Here is an 18415-nt window from a genome sequence, read left to right on the forward strand (position 1 = left end):
TCCTTGCCGATGCCGTCGCCGGGGATCACGGCGATCTTGTAGGTCTTCATGGGTTCGTTCGCTTTCTTGCTATTGGTTTCAGTAGGCGGCAGAGCTGGGCTGGGCCGGAGGCGCCTCGCCCAGGCCGAACTCGGCGGCCAGACCTCGGCTGGCCTGGGCCAGCAGGCTGACATCGATACCGACCGCAACAAAACGCGCGCCGAGCGCCAGATAGCGCCGTGCCGCCGCCACATCGCTGGTCAGGGTGCCGGCCGCCTTGCCGCTGGCCGTGATCGTGCGGATGGCCTGCTCGATCGCCGCCTGCACCTCCGGGTGGCCGGGCTTGCCGCGATGGCCCATCGAGGCGGCCAGATCGGCCGGGCCGATGAAGATACCGTCGACACCGTCCACCGCGCAGATCGCTTGCAGATTGCGCAGCGCCGTGACGGTCTCGGCCTGCACCAGCAGGCAGACCTCGTCATTGGCCTCGTCCAGATAGTTCTTGCGCGCGTTCCAGCGCGAGACCCGGGCGATCGCCGAGCCGACACCGCGCACGCCCTGCGGCGGATAGCGGCAGGCCGAGACCAGGGCCTGCGCCTGCTCGGCCGTGTCCACCATGGGCACCAGCAGGGTCTGGGCACCGATGTCCAGCAGCTGCTTGATCAGCGCGGTCTCGCCCTGCACCGCGCGCACCACCGGATGGGCCGGATAGGCGGCCACCGCCTGCAGCGCGGCCAGGGTCGAGCGCACATCGTTGGGCGCATGCTCGCCGTCGATCAGCAGCCATTGGAAACCGGCCGTCGCGCAGATCTCGGCGCAATAGGACTGGGCCATAGACAGCCACAGACCGATCTGGGCGTCGCCGCGCTGCAGCGCGGCCTTGAAGGTGTTGCTCATGATGTGATCGATCAGGCCAGGCCACCCTGGCAGAGGTATTTGAGATGCATGTAGTCGTCCAGGCCCTGGCGCGAACCCTCGCGGCCGTACCCCGATTCCTTGACACCGCCGAAGGGGGCGGCCTCCGCCGCCACCGCACCCTCGTTGATGCCGACGATACCCGCTTCCAGCGCCGCCGCGACACGGTGAATGCGCTGTACGCCCTGTGAGTAGAAGTAGGCAGCCAGGCCGAAAGGCGTGTCATTGGCCAGCGTGATCGCTTCCGCCTCGGTCTTGAATCGAAACAGCGGCGCCACCGGGCCAAAAGTCTCTTCGCCGCAGACCAGGGCCGCGCCCGAGGGTTCGGCCAGCACGGTGGGCGCCACATAGTTGGGGCCCAGCTCCTCGCGCACGCGGGTGCCGCCGGTCAGCAGCCGCGCGCCCTGGGCCACCGCATCGCCGATATGCAGCAGGATCTTCTCGACCGCGCGCGCATTGATCATCGGGCCGATCTGCGCATCGGCCTCGGTGGCCGGCCCGACCTTGAGCGCGCTGACCCGCGCCACCAGCTTGTCGGCAAAGGCCTCGAACACCCCGTCCTGCACATAGACCCGGTTCGGACAGACGCAGGTCTGGCCGCCGTTTCGGAACTTCGCAGCCATCAGCCCCGTGACGGCGGCGTCCAGATCGGCATCGTCGAAGACGATGAAGGGCGCGTTGCCGCCCAGCTCCAGCGACAGCTTCTTCAAGGTGGCGGCCGACTCGCGCGCCAGATGCTTGCCCACCGGCGTCGAGCCGGTGAAGCTGATCTTGCGCACGCGCCCGTCCTTGAGCCACTCGTCCACCACCACCGGCGTCTGCGCGCGCGAGGCGCAGACGATATTCAAGACGCCGGCCGGCAGCCCGGCCTGCTCGGCCAGGTACGCGAGCGCCAGCGCGGTCAGCGGTGTGTCCTCGGCCGGCTTGGCGACCACGGTGCAGCCGGCCGCCAGCGCCGGCGCGATCTTGCGGGCGATCATCGCGGCCGGGAAGTTCCAGGGTGTGATCACCGCAACCACGCCGACCGGCTCCTTCACCGCGAGCATCTGCCGTCCGGCGACCGGCGCCGCGATCACATCGCCGCAGATGCGCACGGCCTCCTCGGCGAACCATTCGACATAGCTGGCCGCATACAGCACCTCGCCCTTGCCCTCGGCGAAAGGCTTGCCCTGTTCGCGCGAGATCAGCCGGCCCAGATCGTCCTGGTGTTCCAGGATCAGCGCCAGCCAGCGCTTCAGGATCTGCGCGCGCGCCTTGGCCGGCGTGGCCCGCCAGGCCGGGAAGGCCGCGTGCGCCGCATCGGCGGCGGCTTGTGCGTCGGCGGCGGCGCTGTCCGGCACCTCGGCGATCAGGCTTTGATCGGCCGGATTGACGACGGGCAGCCGCGCTGCGGAGGCCGCCGCGCACCAGGTGCCGGCGATGAAGTTCCGGGTGCGCAGCAGCTCGCTATTGCGCAGGGTCAGGTCATGACTCATCGATGGGATCTCAACTCACAATGCCCAAGTGCCAGGGAACGAACTCATGGTCGCCGAGGCCCAGTTTTTCGCTGCAGGTGGCTTCACCGGAAGCCGTGCGCAGGATGTGTTCAAAAATGGCCTGCCCCATCTGCTCGATGCTCAGCCGGCCGTCGATCACCTTGCCGCAGTTGATGTCCATGTCTTCGCCGAGACGCTCGAACATCGGCGTGTTCGAGGCCAGCTTGATCGTCGGTGCTGGCTTGGAGCCGAACATCGAACCGCGGCCGGTGGTGAAGCAGATGATGTTGGCGCCGCTGGCGATCTGGCCGGTGGTGGCCACCGGGTCGTAGCCGGGCGAGTCCATGAAGACGAAGCCGCGCTCGGTGATGGTCTCGGCGTACTCGTAGACCGCGCGCAGTGGCGTCGTGCCGGCCTTCATCGCCGAGCCCAGCGATTTCTCGACGATATTGGCCAGGCCGCCGGCCTGGTTACCCGGGCCGACCACGCCATTGAACTGGCCGTTGTGGCCGGCCGTGTAGCGCTTCCACCAGTCCAGCCGGTCCAGCAGCTTGCGGCCGACGGCCTCGCTGACCGCACGGCGTGTCAGCAGATGCTCGACACCGTGGATCTCCGGCGTCTCCGACAGGATGGCCGTGCCGCCATGGGCCACCAGGATGTCCATTGCCGCGCCCAGCGCCGGATTGGCGCTGATGCCCGAGAAGCCGTCCGAGCCGCCGCATTCCAGGCCTATCTTCAGATGGCTGGCCGGCACCGGCTCGCGCCGGATGTCATTGGCCGCCGGCAGCATGGCCTCGACGGCCGCGATGCCGGCCGCGATCGTCGCCCGCGTGCCGCCGGTCTGCTGCATCACGAAGCTCTTCAGCTGCAGCCCCTCGGCCAGGCCTTGCGAGGCCATCAGCTCCGGCACCTGGTTGCGCTCGCAGCCCAGGCCGACGACGATCACGCCGCCCAGATTCGGGTGGCGGGCATAGCCGGCCAGCGTCCTGCGCAGCACATCGAAATGCTCGCTGGGCGAGGACATGCCGCAGCCGCTGGTCTGCGCGAAGGCGACCACGCCGTCGATATTCGGATAGGCCGCCAAGCGCTCCGGCGTGAACCACTGGGCCACCTTGTGGATCACGGTGGACGAGCAGTTCACCGAGGCGATCAGGCCGATGTAGTTGCGCGTCGCGACCCGGCCGTCGGCGCGGACGATGCCCATGAACTTCGCTCGCTGGTCTTCGGGCAGCAGGGCCACCGGTCTCTGGTCGGTGCCGAACTCGTAGGCATAGCCCTCGTGCCGCTCCTCGTGGCGGATGTTGTGGGTGTGCAGGTACTCGCCGGCCTCGACCGCGCGTGCAGCGAAGCCGATCACCGTGTCGTACTTCAGCACGGCCTCGCCCTCGGCGATGGCCCGGGCGGCGATCTTGTGGCCGGCGGGCACCTGGGCGCGGGCCCGCGCCGTCAGGCCCGGCAGCGCCTCGCCCAGCGCGATCGCGCGGCGCGCGATCAGCACATTGTCCCGCGCGTGCAGGCGTATCAGCGGCGCATCGTTCATGGTGTTCAGCCCTTGGCCAGCAGCTCGCGCAGCTTCAGCCGCTCGATCAAGACCTTTTCCTTGACCACGGTCTGGGCCACGTATTTCTCATAGTCCGGGCCGTCCAGATACATCAGCGGCGCGTCGATCTTGTCGCAGGCCGCGGCGAACTCGGGGCTGGCGGCCGCCTGCTTGAAGGCGGCGCGCAGCCTGGCCAGGATGGCCGGGTCCAGGCCTTTCGGGCCGCCGATGCCGTTGGGCGCATCGACGACGACCGGATAGCCCTGCTCGCTGATCGTGGGCACCTCCTTGAAGTCGTTGGTACGCTTGGCGCCCAAGGTGCCCAGCAGGCGCAGCTTGCCCGACTGGACATGGGGCGCCCAGGATGTCGAGTCGATCAAGAGGTTCACCTCGCCGGCCAGCACGCCCTGCAGCGCCGGCGCGCCGCCCTTGTAGGGGATGTGCAGCATTTCGATGCCGGCGGCCTGCGCGAACTCCTCCATGCCCACATGGGTGGCGCCGGCGACACCGGCGCTGGCATAGGTGAGCTTGCCCGGGTTGGCCTTGGCATAGGCCACCAGTTCCCTGATGTCCTTCCACGGCGCCGAGGCCTGGCAGACGATGCCGAAGGTCTGGCCGGAGACGCGGGCGATATAGCTCAGGTCCTTCAGCGGATCCAGTGGCACGCTGCCCAGCTGCGAGAAGCGGGCCACCGAGATCGGGATCTGGCCGATGGTGTAGCCGTCGGCCTTGGCCGAGGCCATGCTGCGCAGACCCAGCATGCCGGAGGCGCCGGCCTTGTTGTCGAGGACGATGGTCTGGCCCAGGGTCTTGGCGGCCACGGCGCAGAGCGCGCGCATCGTCGCGTCGGCGGTGCCTCCGGCGGGCCAGGGGCAGACGAAGGTGATCGCCCGCTCGGGATAGCTGCTGGCCAGCGCGCGGCCGAAGGGCAGGGCCAGGGCGGCGGCGGTGCCGAGAACGAACTGGCGGCGGCTGGATCCTTTGATCGTCATGGTGCTTGTCTCCTGCTGGTTTGTGATCTGGCTTCGGCCCATTGTTGGCGCTCTTATCATGGCGATCCAATGAGGAATAGGACTGTCTTCTTGCCGGATTCGGCATGTAGCGGAAAACAGCCATGAGCAAGATCGACCGCGTGATGCGCTCCAACCTGAAGCTGCGCCATCTGCAGCTGCTGGTGGCGCTGGACCAGTTCCGCCATCTGGGCCGGGCCGCGGAGTTCCTTGCGCTGACCCAGCCGGCCGTCTCCAAGACCCTGGCCGAGATCGAGCGCCTGTTCGAGCTGGACTTGTTCGTCCGCTCGACCCGTGGCACCGAGCCCACCGCCTACGGCCTGGCCGTGGTGCGCTTCGCGCGCTCGGTGCTGTCGGACTATGAGCGCACCCGCGACGAGATCGCCGCGGTGGCCAGCGGCGCGGCCGGGCGCACCAGCGTCGGTGCGATGGTGGTGGCCACGCCGGTGCTGCTGGCGCGTGCGGTGGCGCTGCTGAAGGCGCGCTCGGCCCAGACCACGGTGGCGATCGAGGAGGGCGACCTGACCCGCTTGCTGCCGCGCCTGCGGGTCGGCGAGCTGGATCTCTTCGTCGGCCGGCTCGAGCCCGGCTATGCGGCGCCGGACCTGGAGATGGAGGCCTTGTACGAGGAGCCGATGTGCATCGTCGCGCCGGCCGGCCATGGGCTGGCAGGCAAGACCCGACCCCGCTGGGCCGATCTGGTTGGCGAGCCCTGGGTGATGCCGCCGCCCTGGGCCTCGTCGCGCATCAAGCTGAACCAGCAGTTCTACAAGAACGGGCTGAACCCGCCGGCCGACATCATCGAGTCCGCCTCCTTCCTGGTCACCTTGAACTTCATGCAGCAGCGCCGCGCCCTAGGCTTCTGGGCCCGCTCGGTGGCCCTGCACTTCGAGCGTCAGGGCCTGGTCAAGGTGCTGAAGATCGCGGTCGGCATCGAGCTGCCGCCGGTGGGCCTCATCACGATGCGCGGCCGGCTGCGCACGCCGGCCAGCGAGCAGCTGATGGCCTGCCTGCGTGAGGCGGCCCTCACCAATTCTGCGACCAGCGCGCCGACAGCAGCCAGGTCCGCCCCGGCGCCGGCTCGAAGAAGCGGCCGTTCCCCTCGTTGACGATGACGCTGCCGACATAGTCACGGTCGGCCATGTTCTCGATGCGGCCCAGCAGCTCCAGCCGGCCCGGGCCCAGCCGGGTCTGCCAGCGCGCGCGCAGGTTCAAGAGCCCGTAACCGGCGGCCGCGTCGCTGTTGATGTCATTGACCTGCTGGCGGCCCTGGGCGCGGCCTTCCAGCGCCAGTTGGGTGCTCGCGCTCGCGTCCCAGGCCAGCTCAGCGTAGGCGCTGCGCGAGATCGTGCCGGCGATGCGCCGGCCCGGCGCGACGAGCAGGGTTGGATTGGTGCAGGGCGCGGCGGCGCAGATCGTGAAGCCGTCGCGGTAGCGCGCGTCCAGCCAGCTCAGCGCGAACTGGCTGCGCCAGCCGCGTGCAATCTGCCAGCGCAGGTCCAGCTCGGCGCCCTCGCGGCGCGTGCGGCCGACATTGCGAAATGTGGCGCGGCCGCCGCTATTGCTGGCCACGCCGATCTCGTCGCGGCTATTGGCCTGGAACAGCGCCGCATCCAGGGCCAGCTCGGGCGCCGGCCGCCATTTGGCGCCCAGCTCCAGCTGGCGGCTGGTCTGGGCCCGCAGGCCGCTGTTGAAGCCGGCCTGGCCGTCGTTGCGATAAGCCAGCTCGCCCTGGGTCGGCGACTCGAAGCCGCGGCCCAGGCTCAGATAGGTGTTGAGCGTGGGCAGCGCGCGCCACTGCAGCGCGGCGAAGGGGTTGGTGTAGCGGTAGCTCTGGCGGCCCGAGTCGTCCGGGTTGGCGCCCTGCACATAGCGGTCGCGGGCCTTGAACTCGGTCTCGCCGCGGCGCAGGCCCAGGCTGGCCTGCCAGCGTGCGCTCAGCTCGATATCGGCCTGGGCATAGAGATCGCGGCCGCCCAGGCGGTTGCGTTCGTCGCGCCGCAGCCGGCCGGTCACGCCCAGCAGCCGGGTCTCGGCCGGGCCGGCGCTGAAGTTCTCGTAGCCGCGCCGGTCCTCGTCGCTATCGTCCAGATTGGCGCCCAGTACCAGGCGGGCGCGGCGCTCGTTGGCCAGGGTCCATTGCCAGACCAGGCGGCCGTCGACCCCGTAGTAGTCGCGCTCGAAAGCAATCACGCCGCCGGGCTGGCGCTCGCTGGCCAGTTGGGTGGCGACGGGAATCGACTGCCATTGCGTCACTTCGCGGCGCCCGACATGAGCGCTGAGCAGCAGTTGCTGCAGCGCGCCGGCATCGGCGAAGCGATGCCGCCAGCTGGCTCCGAGCTGTTGCTGGCGGGTGCTCTTGCGGGTGTTGTAGCGGTCCGGCTCTCCGGCCTCGTCCTGCGGCAGGGCCAGGCCTATGGTTTGCTGCGGGTCGGCCGTCAGCTGGGCCCGGTTCAGGCCCAGTGGATCCTGGGCCGGTTGGTCGATCGCGTTGAAGATCAGCACGACGCGGTCCTGCGCGCCGTCCCAGGCCAGGCGCAGATTGGCGAGATCGCGGCGGCTGGCGCTCTGGCGCCGGAAGCCGTCGGTTTCGAAGCTGGAGAGCTGGGCGCGCACGCTGAAGGGGCGCGCCTCGCTGGCCGGCAGCTCTACACCCAAGCGCCATTGGCGCAGGCCGTTGCTGGCGATATCGCTGTCCAGCAGCAGGCGGCGCTCGGTCGGCGCGGAGCTGTGCAGCAGGATGGCCCCGCCCGAGCTGTTGCCATAGAGGGCCGAGAACGGCCCGCGCACGACCTCGACGCGCTGCGCCCCGGCCAGGTCGAAATGCGAGACCTGACCTTGGCCGTCCGGGCCGCTGGCGGGAATGCCGTCGCTGTAAAGCCGCAGGCCGCGCACGCCGAACGTGGCACGGGCGCCGAAGCCGCGCGAGCTCAGCTGTAGGTCCTGGGCATAGTTGTGGCGCTGGTTCGCGACCAGGCCGGGCACGCGCTGCAGCGCCTCGCTGAGATTGATCATCGCGCCGGCATTGCGCAACTGCTCGGCGTCGATGACGCTGACCGCGAACGGCGTGTCGAACAGGCGCTGCTCGACGCCGCCGCTGTCCAGCACGACACGCTCCAGCGTTTGGGTCTGGGCCTGCGCGCCAGCGGCCAGCAGCATCCAGGCGGCCGCGATCTCAGTTCGGCGCATGGGCTTCGATGCGGATGGCGGCGTACCAGGCGGCCAGATTGGCGATGTCGGCGTCGCTGAGCGGCTTGGCCATCACGGCCATCACCTCATGCAGGCGCGCGCCGCTGCGGTAGGCCTTCAGCTGGCTGCTTAGATAGATGGCGCTCTGGCCAGCCAGATGCGGGGCATCGGGCTGGCTGGAAATGCCCAGCGGCCCGTGGCAGACCGCGCAGGCTTGCGCCTTGGCCCGGCCGGCCGCGATGTCCTGGGCCCCGGCCGGCAACGCGACCAGCAAGGTGATGAAGAGGAGTGAACGCATGGCTTTGGAAGTAGAGGGCCCACCGCGAGGTGGGCCCGGTTCACGAGAGCTCAGGGCGCAGAATAACTGACACGGTAGAGCGCACCGGCGAAGTCGTCGCTGATCAGCAGCGAGCCATCCTTCATCACCGCGACATCGACCGGCCGGCCGCGGTACAGGCCGTTCTCGTCCAGCCAGCCCTCGGCGAAGACCTCGGTCTTGTCGGCCGTGCCGTCGGCCTTCAGCGAGGTGAACAGCACCAGCGCGCCGACCGGCTTGGTACGGTTCCAGGAGCCGTGCTGGGCCGAGAAGAAGCCGCCCTGGTACTTGGCCGGGAACTGCTTGCCGGTGTAGAAGCTCATGCCCAGATCGGCCGCATGGGCGATGGTGTAGACCTGCGGGTCGGTGATATTGGCCGGCAGCGGATCCTTGTCATAGCCATGCTCGGTGATTCGGGTCTTGCCTTGGCGCCAGGGGTAGCCGAAGAACTGACCCTTGGCGGTGATGCGGTTGATCTCGCCGGCCGGGATGTCGTCGCCCATGCCGTCGGTCTGGTTGTCGGTGAACCAGAGCGTGCCGTCCTTGGGGTTGAAGTCATGGCCCACCGAGTTGCGGATGCCGGTGGCGTAGACCTCGCGCTTGCTGCCGTCGAAGGCGTTCATGCGCAGCATGCCGCCTATGCCCAGCTCGCTGTAGAGCTTGAGCTTGTCGCGCGGCTGCACGTTGAAGGGCTGGCCCAGCGACACGTAGAGCATCCCGTCCGGCCCGATCTTGCAGACCCGCGCGCCGTGGTTGAAGCTCTCCTCCTCGGGCGGGATCAGCTTGCCCTGGGGCACGACCTCGATCACCGCAACATCCGGGCCTTCGTAACAGAACTCGGCGGCCGGGAAATTCAGCACGCGGTTGTGCTCGGTGACGATCAGGAAGCCGTCCTTTGTCCAGCAGACGCCGTTCGGGTTTGTGAACTTCAGCGAGGGCGCGAAGCTCTTGACCTCGTCGGCGACGCCATCGCTATTGCGGTCGGTGACGGCCCAGACCGAGGTCTTGCGGGTGCCGACAAACAGCATATTGGTGCTGGGCGCCACCGCCATATGGCGGGCGTCGGGCACCACCGCATAGAGCTCGATCTTGAAACCCGGCGGCAGCTTGATTCGTTTGAGGTTCTCGCGGATCGCGTCGGCATTGCGGCCGGTCTGCGGCACGGTGGGGATGTTCAAGTCGGTGGTGGCCACCTTGAACTGCTTGAGCTTGTCGATGTTCGGCTGGGCCAGGGCCGTCGAGGCGATCAGCGCCAGGGCCGCGAGCGCCGCTTGTTGGATGGGCATGGTTGTCGTCTCCGGTTTGTTGTGGTGTCGATGCCGCACTCGGGGCACGGCGCTTCGGTCACCGCAAAGCGCATACCAGGCCGGCTTCCCAGGGCGTAGCGCTTGCTGACTGTTCAGTCTTGGCACAGTGGCCGTGACACCCGTACAGATTCTGTGCAATTGCCGCAGCGCCGGTGGACCTGCTACCGTCGCCAGCCAGAACCGACATTGATCGGTCAGCCAGGAGACAGACGATGGCAGACAGCGAGCGTACGTTGGCGCACGCGCGGGCCTTGCGCTCGCGAGGCATGGCTTGGATGCCGCCGGAAGGCATGCCGCCGGCCACCATCCTCGACAGCTGGGCCCGCTGTGCGCGCGCCGGCCTGGCGATCGATGGCGCGCCGCAGCGCCAGGTGGTCGAGGGCATGGAGCTGGCGCGCCGGCGCGAGCATGCCGCGCTGGTGCGGCGTCTGGCCCAGGCCGAGCTGGAGACCCTGTCGCAGCAGATCGCCGGCTCCAACTTCCTGCTGGCCTTTGCCGACCGCGACGGCGTCATCCTCGACCTCTATGCCGACAACCGTTTCGCGATGAGCGATGCCGATGCCGGCATCCTGGCCGGCAGCTGCTGGAGCGAGCAGCTCTGCGGCACCAACGGCCTGGGCACGGCCCTGGCCACCGGTACGCCGGTGGCGGTGACCGGGCCGGAGCACTACTTCCTGAAGCTCGGCGACATCTCCTGCAGCGCCGCGCCGGTGCGCGATGCGCTGGGCGAGATCGTCGGCGTGCTCGACGCCTCGTCCTACTACGCCTCGCGCCAGCAGCACACCCAGGTGCTGGTCAAGATGGCCGCCACCCAGATTGAGAACAGCCTGCTGCTGCAGCAGATGCGCAGCCATCTGATACTGGCCGTGCACCCGCGCGCCGAGTTCCTGGCCACGCTCAGCGCCGGCTTGCTGGCCTTCGACGAGCGCGGTCGGCTGCTGGCGCTGAACCAGCGCGGCGCGGTCCTGCTGTCGGGGCTGGAGGCGCGTCGCGGCGCCTCGTTCGAGGAGCTGTTTGGCGAACCCTTCGACCTGATGCTGGCGCGCCTGCACCGCCAGCCCGAGCTGCAGCTGCGCGATGCGCTGGGCAGCTCGCTGGTGGCGCGCGTGATCGCCCGCCCGCCGCCGCCTCGGCCGATGCCGGCTGCTGTCCTGCATGCGGCTACTCAGGCGCGCCATCCTCCACCGGAGCTATCGTCGCTGCCCGGCATGCTGGCGGAGGACGCGGCGGTGGCCGAGGCCTGCCGTGTGCTGCGTGCCGCCGTGGCCATGCGCGCGCCCATCCTGATCCAGGGCGAGACCGGCACCGGCAAGGAGCTGTTGGCGCGGCGCGCTCATGAGCTGAGCGGGCGGCGCGGCGAGTTTGTCGCGGTCAATTGCGGCGCGCTGCCGGCCGAGCTGTTCGAGGCCGAGCTGTTCGGCTATGTCGGCGGTGCCTTCACCGGCGCGCGCCGCGAGGGCAATGCCGGCCTGATCGCCAGCGCCGACGGCGGCAGCCTGCTGCTCGACGAGGTCGGCGAACTGCCACTGCCTCTGCAGGCCGTGCTCTTGCGCTTTCTCGACGACCAGCTGCTGCGCCCGGTCGGTGGCATTACGGCCCGCAAGGTCGATGTGCAGCTGCTGGCCGCCAGCCATGTGGACCTGGAAGCCGAGGTGGCCGCGCGGCGCTTCCGCGACGACCTGCTGTACCGGCTCAACACCATCAAGATCGCGCTGCCGCCGCTGCGTTGCCGCAGCGATTTCGCGCTGGCGGTGCGCAGCGTGCTGGCCGGGCTGGACGCGCGGGCGCAGATCAGCGAGGCCGCTGTTGCGCGGCTGCAGCGCCATGGCTGGCCGGGCAATTTCCGCGAGCTGCGCGCGGTGCTGACGCGCGCGCTGCTGCATCGCCAGGGGCAGGTCTTGACGTTGGACGATGTGGCCGCCCAGCTGCCGGCGGTCGCCGGCCTGGCTGGCTCGGCGCTGCAGCGCCACGGCACCGAGCTGGTGTTGCGCGAGTACGAGCGCTGCGGCCGCAGCGTCAGCCGCACCTCGCGTCAGCTGGGTATCTCGCGCACCACCGTCTACCGTCATCTGCGCGAGGCGGCCGGCTCATAGCGGCTGCGCCAGCACGCCCAGCGCATAGTCGCGGCCCCGGTTGGCCCGGGCGTCGGTCTGCTCCAGCTGCCCGGTCTGCACCCAGAAACCGTCGCCGCCATTGCGCAGGGCCTGGACGCGGCGCAGCCGCACCGGCTGCGAGGCCGAGGTGTTGGCGTGCAGGCCGGGGCCGGCGTTGTCGCTCAGCAGCACATCGTCGACGGTGGCGCGGGCGTCCAAGCGCAGGCCGGTGCCGGCAAAGCCGCGCACATGGCCGTTGTGGACGCGCACATCGGCCGCGCTGATCTGCAGGCCGGCCAGGTCCGCGCGCGGCGCGGTGTCGCATTCGGTGCCGTCGACCTCGATGCTGCACAGCACCGGGCCGCGCAGGCTGAAGCCGCCCAGGTCGAGCTCGACGCCGGGGGCGCTGATCACGATGCCGCTGCGGCCGGCCGGCACGTCGATGGTGGCGCTCAGGCGGTAGCGGCCGGGCCGGTCCAGGCGCAGCGGGAACTCGGCGATCTGCGTGATCAGCTGTGGCTCATCGCGCGCCGGCGCGCCGGCCCAGGCGGAGAAGAAGGCCGCAGCAGCCAGGGCGGCCAGGGCCGGGAGGGTGGCAAGCCAGCGGTGTCGGGCGGGGTGTTGCATGGTCTGTCCTTCGCGGCGCCGGCATCGGCGTGTTGGAAGGCAGTCTGCGAGCCGCCGGCTTCAGCGGCGTTTCCGGGCCCGGCTCAGGCTGTTTCTTTTGTTGCCGGCCGGGCGCTGGGCCAGGCGCGCATCGCGGCGGCGGCGGTGGCCAGCAGGCTTTCGTGGCTGGCGCCGTCCTTGGCCTGGATGGACATGCCCTGGTAGACCGTGCTGTAGAAGCTGGCCAGCGCGGCGGCGTCGGTGTCGGCCGGCAGCTCGCCGTCGCGTATGCCCTGCTCGATGCGGCAGCGCAGGCCGCTGTCGGCAGCGGCGCGGCGCTTGGCCAGGGCCGCCTGGATATGGGCCGAGGCCTCGGAGCAGTTGGTCGCGGCCATCACGACCATGCAGCCGCGCGGGTGGCAGGGCCGGGTCAGCTCCTCGGCGGCTTCCTCCAGCAGGCGCTTGATCGCGCCATGGGCGGTCGGTTCCTCTTCCAGCGCGCGCGGATAGCCGCCGGCCGGGCCCAGCGCATAGCGCTCGATGGCCTCCAGGAACAGGCGCTCCTTGTCGCCGAAGGCGGTGTAGAGGCTGGGCGCGGTGATGCCCATCGCGGCGGTCAGCTCGGCAATCGAGGCCGCTTCATAGCCACGCTGCCAGAACACATGCATGGCTTGCTCCAGCGCCTTGTCCCGATCAAAGGACAGGGGCCGGCCGCGTGGCTTGCAAACCTTGGCGTCGTTGATTTCCATAGTGATCGATAATAAATCTCTTGACGCCATAAAACAAGGCGACTACATTGCAGTCCATAAATCGTAATGGTCATTATGAATATGGATTTAGCGCACATCATGACACGCTTTCACCGCTCCGCCTGTTGACGAGGTCCAGGGCCGTAGCCGGCTGAACCCCCGGGTCTCGGCCTAGGCGCCCAGCCCCCTCTTTTTGCTCCCGTTTCGTCGTTTTCGCGCAGACCCGCCGAGGTCTGGGTGAGGCCGCTGCATTGCTTCTCAAAAAACATCCGCCAGGAGTTCATCCCATGTCTCAGAACCACACCCCGTCTCGTGGCCGCCGCCTGTGGCTGGCCGGCTCCACCTTCACCGCGCTGACCGCGATCGCCGCCGTCAGCGCGGCCTTCTTCGGACTCAACCAGGCCGCTGAGGCCGAAAGCCCGCCGGCCGCGCCGCCGGCCACCCCGGTCTCGGTGGCCGCCGTTCAGTCCAGCGAAGTGGCCACCTGGGACGAGTTCTCGGGCCGGCTCGAAGCGATNCCGGCCGCGCCGCCGGCCACCCCGGTCTCGGTGGCCGCCGTTCAGTCCAGCGAAGTGGCCACCTGGGACGAGTTCTCGGGCCGGCTCGAAGCGATCGAGCGCGTCGAACTGCGCCCGCGCGTGCCGGGCACCGTGCAGGCCGTGCATTTCCGCGAGGGGGCGCTGGTCGGCAAGGGCGATCTGCTGATCACCATCGATCCGGCTCCCTACGCCGCCGAGGCCGAGCGCGCCGAAGCCCAGGTGGCCGCCGCCCAGGCCCGGGCGCTGAACGCGCAGACCGAGCTGGCCCGCGCCAAGCGCTTGCTGGCCGAGCAGGCCATCGCGCAGCGCGAGTTCGATGAGCGCAGCTCGGTGCTGCGCGAGGCCGAGGCCAATCTGCGCGCCGCCCAGGCCGGCCTGCAGGCCGCCAAGCTGAGCCTGTCCTACACCCAGGTGCGCGCGCCGGTGTCGGGCCGGGTCGGCCGGCTCGAGATCACCGTCGGCAACCAGGTGGCCGCCGGCCCCGGCGCGCCGCTGCTCACCACGCTGATGTCGGTCAGCCCTATCTATGCCAGCTTCGACGCCGACGAGCGCGTGATCGCCAAGGCCATCACCGAGCGCAACAAGCTTGAGCGCATCCCGGTGCAGATGGGCACGATGGGTCAGGACGGCACACCGCTTGAAGGCCGCTTGCAGCTGATCGACAACCAGGTCAATGCCAAGAGCGGCACGGTGCGTGTGCGCGCGGTCTTCGACAACAAGGACGGCAGCCTGATGCCCGGCCAGTTCGCCCGTGTGCGCCTGGGCCAGTCCGGCAAGCAGCAGGCCCTCTTGATCAATGAGCGCGCGGTCGGCACCGACCAGAGCAAGCGCTTCGTGATGGTGGTGGGCGCCGACAACAAGGCCGAGTACCGCGAGGTGACCCTGGGCGCACCGGCCGGCGGGCTGCGCATCGTCAGCAGCGGCCTGAAGGCCAATGAGCGCATCGTCGTCAACGGCCTGCAGCGCGTGCGTCCCGGCTCGTTGCTGGCGCCGAGTTCGGTCGCGATGGATGCGAAGCCGGAAGTGCAAGCGAAAGAGAAGACCGCAGCCAAGACCGCGGACAAGAGCTGATCAGGCAGGAACCTCACCATGAACTTATCCAAATTCTTCATCGACCGGCCGATCTTCGCCGGCGTGATCTCGGTGCTGATGGTGCTGGCCGGCCTGATCGCCGTGCGCGCGCTGCCGATCTCCGAGTATCCCGAGGTCGTGCCGCCCTCCGTGGTGGTGCGCGCCAACTATCCCGGCGCCAATCCCAAGGTGATCGCCGAAACCGTGGCCACGCCGCTGGAGGAAGCGCTCAACGGCGTCGAGGACATGCTCTATATGGGCAGCCAGGCGACGACCGACGGCCTGATGACCCTGACCGTCACCTTCAAGCTGGGCACCGACCCGGACAAGGCCCAGCAACTGGTGCAGAACCGCGTCTCGCAGGCCGAGCCGCGCCTGCCCGAGGAGGTCCGGCGCCTGGGCGTCACGACGATCAAGAGCTCGCCCGACCTGACCATGGTCGTGCACCTGCTATCGCCGAGCGGCCGCTACGACATGACCTATCTGCGCAACTACGCGCTGCTGAACGTCAAGGACCGGCTGGCGCGTCTGCAAGGTGTCGGCGATGTGCAGCTGTTCGGCTCGGGTGACTACTCGATGCGGGTCTGGCTGGATCCGCAGAAGGTCGCCCAGCACAGCCTCTCGGCCGGTGACGTGGTCGCCGCGATCCGTGGCCAGAACATCCAGGCCGCCGCCGGCGTGATCGGCGCCTCGCCGGGTCTGCCGGGCGTGGACATGCAGCTCTCCATCAACGCGCAAGGCCGGTTGCAGAACGAGGAAGAGTTCGGCGACATCATCGTCAAGACCGAGGCCAGCGGCGCAGTGACACGTTTGCGCGAACTCGGCCGCATCGAGCTCGGTGCCTCGGGCTATGCGCTGCGCTCGCTGCTGGACAACAAGGACGCAGTGGCCGTGCCCATCTTCGCGGCCCCGGGCTCCAATGCGATCCAGATCTCCGACCAGGTGCGTGCCACGATGGCCGAGATCCAGACCCAGATGCCCGAGGGCGTCGAGTACAGCATCGTCTATGACCCGACGCAGTTCGTGCGCGCCTCGATCGAATCGGTGGTGCACACGCTGCTTGAGGCGGTGGCCCTGGTCGTGCTGGTTGTGATCCTGTTCCTGCAGACCTGGCGCGCTTCCATCATTCCGCTGCTGGCGGTGCCGGTGTCGGTGGTCGGCACCTTCGCGGTGATGCATCTGTTCGGCTTCTCGATCAACGCGCTGAGCCTGTTCGGCCTGGTGCTGGCGATCGGCATCGTGGTGGACGATGCCATCGTCGTGGTCGAGAACGTCGAGCGCAATATCGAGGCTGGCCTGAGCCCGCGCGACGCCACCTACCGCGCGATGCGCGAGGTGTCGGGCCCCATCATTGCCATTGCCTTGGTGCTGGTCGCGGTGTTCGTGCCGCTGGCCTTCATCAGCGGCCTGACCGGCCAGTTCTACCGCCAGTTCGCGCTGACCATTGCAATCTCGACAGTAATCTCGGCGATCAACTCGCTGACCCTGTCGCCCGCGCTGGCGGCGATGCTGCTGCGCGGCCATGACGCGCCCAAGGACGGGCTGACCCGCGGCATGGACAAGGTCTTCGGTCGCTTCTTCCGTGCCTTCAACCGCGTCTTCAAGCGCGGCTCCGAAGCCTATGGCGGCGGCGTGCAGCGCGCCATCGCCCGCAAGGCGGTGATGCTGGCCTTGTACGGCGGCCTGGTGCTGTTGACCGTGGGCCTGTTCAAGGCGGTGCCCGGCGGCTTTGTGCCGGCGCAGGACAAGCAATACCTGATCGGCTTTGCCCAACTGCCCGATGGCGCGACCTTGGACCGCACCGAGGACGTGATCCGCCGTATGAGCGACATCACCTTGAAGACCCCGGGCGTCGAGCATGCGATCGCCTTCCCTGGTCTGTCGATCAACGGCTTCACCAACAGCTCCAACTCCGGCATCGTCTTCGTGTCACTGAAGCCCTTCGAGGAGCGCACCAGCAAGGAGTTGTCGGCCGGCGCGATTGCCGGCGCGATGAATGCGCAGTTCGGCCAGATCCAGGACGCCTTCGTCGTGATGTTCCCGCCCCCGCCGGTGCAGGGCCTGGGCACGACCGGTGGCTTCAAGCTGCAGCTGGAAGACCGCGGCGGCCTCGGCTACGAGGCGCTGGATCAGGCGGTCAAGGCCTTCATGGCCAAGGCCTACCAGACGCCCGAGCTGGCCGGCATGTTCTCCAGCTACCAGGTCAATGTGCCCCAGCTCTATGCCGACATCGACCGCACCAAGGCGCGCCAGCTGGGCGTCGCGGTGACCGATGTGTTCGACACGATGCAGATCTATCTGGGCAGCCTGTACGTCAACGACTTCAACAAGTTCGGCCGGACCTATTCGGTGCGCGTGCAGGCCGATGCCGCCTACCGCGCGCGGCCCGAGGATGTGGGCCAGCTGAAGGTGCGCTCCAACACCGGCGAGATGGTGCCGCTGTCGGCGCTGATGACGGTGCAACACTCCTTCGGACCCGAGCGGGCGATGCGCTACAACGGCTTCCTGTCGGCCGATATCAATGGCGGCCCGGCCCCGGGCTTCAGCTCGGGCCAGGCTCAGGATGCGATCAAGCGCATCGCGGCCGAGACCCTGCCGCCCGGCATCACTTATGAGTGGACCGAGCTGACCTACCAGGAAATCATCGCCGGCAACTCGGCACTGTGGATCTTCCCGCTGGCCATCCTGCTGGTCTTCCTGGTGCTGGCCGCGCAGTACGAAAGCCTGACCCTGCCGCTGGCGATCCTATTGATCGTGCCCATGGGTCTGCTGTCGGCGATGACCGGCGTCTGGCTCTCGGGCGGGGACAACAATGTCTTCACCCAGATCGGGCTGATGGTGCTGGTGGGGCTCAGTGCGAAGAACGCGATCCTGATCGTCGAGTTCGCCCGAGAGCTGGAGTTCGCCGGACGCAGCCCCCTGGAGGCCGCGATCGAGGCCGCCCGCCTGCGCCTGCGTCCCATCCTGATGACCTCGCTGGCCTTTGTGATGGGTGTGCTGCCTCTGGTGCTGGCCACCGGCGCTGGCGCCGAGATGCGCTCGGCGATGGGCGTGGCGGTGTTCGCCGGGATGATTGGCGTGACGGCCTTCGGCCTGTTCCTGACGCCGGTGTTCTATGTGCTACTGCGCCGCCTGACCGGCAACCGTCCGCTGAAGCTGCATGGCGATGCCGACGCGCATCTGGAAGCCTTTGCCGGTTCCGAGGAGATGCACGAGAAGCTGCACCAGCAACACGCCGCCGGCACCTCGACCAAGCCTCTGCCCGCGGCCCCGCGCCACGAGCACGAGTGAAGGAGAACAAGATCATGATCAGCAAGAAACTACTGATGACGCCGCTGCTGGCCGTGCTGGTGCTGGCCGGTTGCGCCAGCGTGCCGGTCAGCGAACCGCACGCGCTGCCGGCCACGCCGGCCTCGTTCAAGCACAAGGCCCTGCCGGCCAGCGCCACGCTGGCTCAGGCTGACTGGTGGAAGACCTTTGCCGACCCGCAGCTCGATGCACTGACCGAGCGCGCGCTGGCCCACAACACCAGCCTGCAGCAGGCGTCCGCGCGCCTGGCCCAGGCCCGGGCGCTGCTGCGCAGCACCGAGGCGAACCGGGCGCTGCAGCTCGGCGCCAGCGCCGGC

At 68.8% G+C, this 18415-nt stretch carries 13 protein-coding genes and 1 pseudogene; 5 read left to right on the forward strand and 9 right to left on the reverse strand.

The genetic code is table 11. The features are described 5' to 3' along the window. Positions 1 to 78 precede the first annotated feature (78 nt). From hpaI to PO768_RS22800, 4 genes are read right to left on the reverse strand one after another with little or no spacing between them, the layout of a single operon-like run. Positions 79 to 876 carry a 4-hydroxy-2-oxoheptanedioate aldolase gene (hpaI, locus tag PO768_RS22785; protein WP_272647880.1) on the reverse strand — a complete coding sequence of 266 codons (798 nt, stop codon included), beginning with the start codon at positions 874 to 876 and terminating at the stop codon, positions 79 to 81. Between the two features lie 11 nt (positions 877 to 887). Beyond that, positions 888 to 2369, reverse strand: coding sequence for an NAD-dependent succinate-semialdehyde dehydrogenase (locus tag PO768_RS22790; RefSeq protein ID WP_272647881.1), 1482 nt, complete (start codon positions 2367 to 2369; stop codon positions 888 to 890). A gap of 10 nt (positions 2370 to 2379) precedes the next feature. Beyond that, complete coding sequence (locus tag PO768_RS22795; RefSeq protein WP_272647882.1) at positions 2380 to 3909, reverse strand: UxaA family hydrolase; 1530 nt, start codon at positions 3907 to 3909, stop codon at positions 2380 to 2382. 5 nt (positions 3910 to 3914) lie between these two features. After that, positions 3915 to 4901, reverse strand: a complete 987-nt coding sequence (locus tag PO768_RS22800; RefSeq protein ID WP_272647883.1) for a Bug family tripartite tricarboxylate transporter substrate binding protein — start codon at positions 4899 to 4901, stop codon at positions 3915 to 3917. A gap of 122 nt (positions 4902 to 5023) precedes the next feature. Here PO768_RS22800 and PO768_RS22805 point away from each other — a divergent pair, with 122 nt between their 5' ends. Continuing rightward, positions 5024 to 6028: a LysR substrate-binding domain-containing protein gene (locus PO768_RS22805; protein WP_272647884.1), complete on the forward strand. Its 1005-nt coding sequence runs from the start codon at positions 5024 to 5026 to the stop codon at positions 6026 to 6028. Here the strand turns inward: PO768_RS22805 and PO768_RS22810 are convergent. From PO768_RS22810 to PO768_RS22820, 3 genes are read right to left on the reverse strand one after another with little or no spacing between them, the layout of a single operon-like run. After that, positions 5946 to 8108: a TonB-dependent receptor family protein gene (locus PO768_RS22810; RefSeq protein ID WP_272647885.1), complete on the reverse strand. Its 2163-nt coding sequence runs from the start codon at positions 8106 to 8108 to the stop codon at positions 5946 to 5948. The genes PO768_RS22805 and PO768_RS22810 overlap by 83 nt on opposite strands. Then, positions 8095 to 8406, reverse strand: a complete 312-nt coding sequence (locus tag PO768_RS22815) for a c-type cytochrome (RefSeq protein WP_272647886.1) — start codon at positions 8404 to 8406, stop codon at positions 8095 to 8097. Before PO768_RS22815 ends, PO768_RS22810 begins: the two co-directional genes overlap by 14 nt. Before the next feature lie 50 nt (positions 8407 to 8456). Next, positions 8457 to 9710, reverse strand: a complete 1254-nt coding sequence (locus PO768_RS22820; protein ID WP_272647887.1) for a PQQ-dependent sugar dehydrogenase — start codon at positions 9708 to 9710, stop codon at positions 8457 to 8459. A 233-nt stretch (positions 9711 to 9943) separates the two neighbouring features. On the opposite strand from PO768_RS22820, the gene PO768_RS22825 reads away from it, so the two are divergent. Further along, complete coding sequence (locus PO768_RS22825) at positions 9944 to 11824, forward strand: sigma-54-dependent Fis family transcriptional regulator (protein ID WP_272647888.1); 1881 nt, start codon at positions 9944 to 9946, stop codon at positions 11822 to 11824. On the opposite strand, the gene PO768_RS22830 is transcribed toward PO768_RS22825, so the two are convergent. Both PO768_RS22830 and PO768_RS22835 read right to left on the reverse strand, forming a co-directional pair. Then, complete coding sequence (locus PO768_RS22830; RefSeq protein WP_272647889.1) at positions 11819 to 12451, reverse strand: hypothetical protein; 633 nt, start codon at positions 12449 to 12451, stop codon at positions 11819 to 11821. The two genes, PO768_RS22825 and PO768_RS22830, sit on opposite strands and share 6 nt — an antisense overlap. A gap of 83 nt (positions 12452 to 12534) precedes the next feature. Continuing rightward, positions 12535 to 13179, reverse strand: coding sequence for a TetR/AcrR family transcriptional regulator (locus PO768_RS22835; RefSeq protein ID WP_137945724.1), 645 nt, complete (start codon positions 13177 to 13179; stop codon positions 12535 to 12537). A gap of 287 nt (positions 13180 to 13466) precedes the next feature. Between PO768_RS22835 and PO768_RS22840 the strand changes: the two genes are divergently transcribed. The 3 genes and pseudogenes from PO768_RS22840 to PO768_RS22850 form a co-directional block, all read left to right on the forward strand. Continuing rightward, complete coding sequence (locus PO768_RS22840) at positions 13467 to 14789, forward strand: efflux RND transporter periplasmic adaptor subunit (RefSeq protein WP_272647890.1); 1323 nt, start codon at positions 13467 to 13469, stop codon at positions 14787 to 14789. An 18-nt stretch (positions 14790 to 14807) separates the two neighbouring features. Further along, a complete protein-coding gene (locus PO768_RS22845; RefSeq protein ID WP_272647891.1) occupies positions 14808 to 18080 on the forward strand; it encodes an efflux RND transporter permease subunit in 3273 nt (1090 codons plus the stop codon). Positions 18081 to 18094: 14 nt separating this feature from the next. Further along, positions 18095 to 18415: pseudogene (locus tag PO768_RS22850) on the forward strand (efflux transporter outer membrane subunit); the annotation flags it as partial.

The organism is Paucibacter sp. XJ19-41, from assembly GCF_028462495.1.
Lineage (GTDB): Bacteria > Pseudomonadota > Gammaproteobacteria > Burkholderiales > Burkholderiaceae_C > Roseateles_E.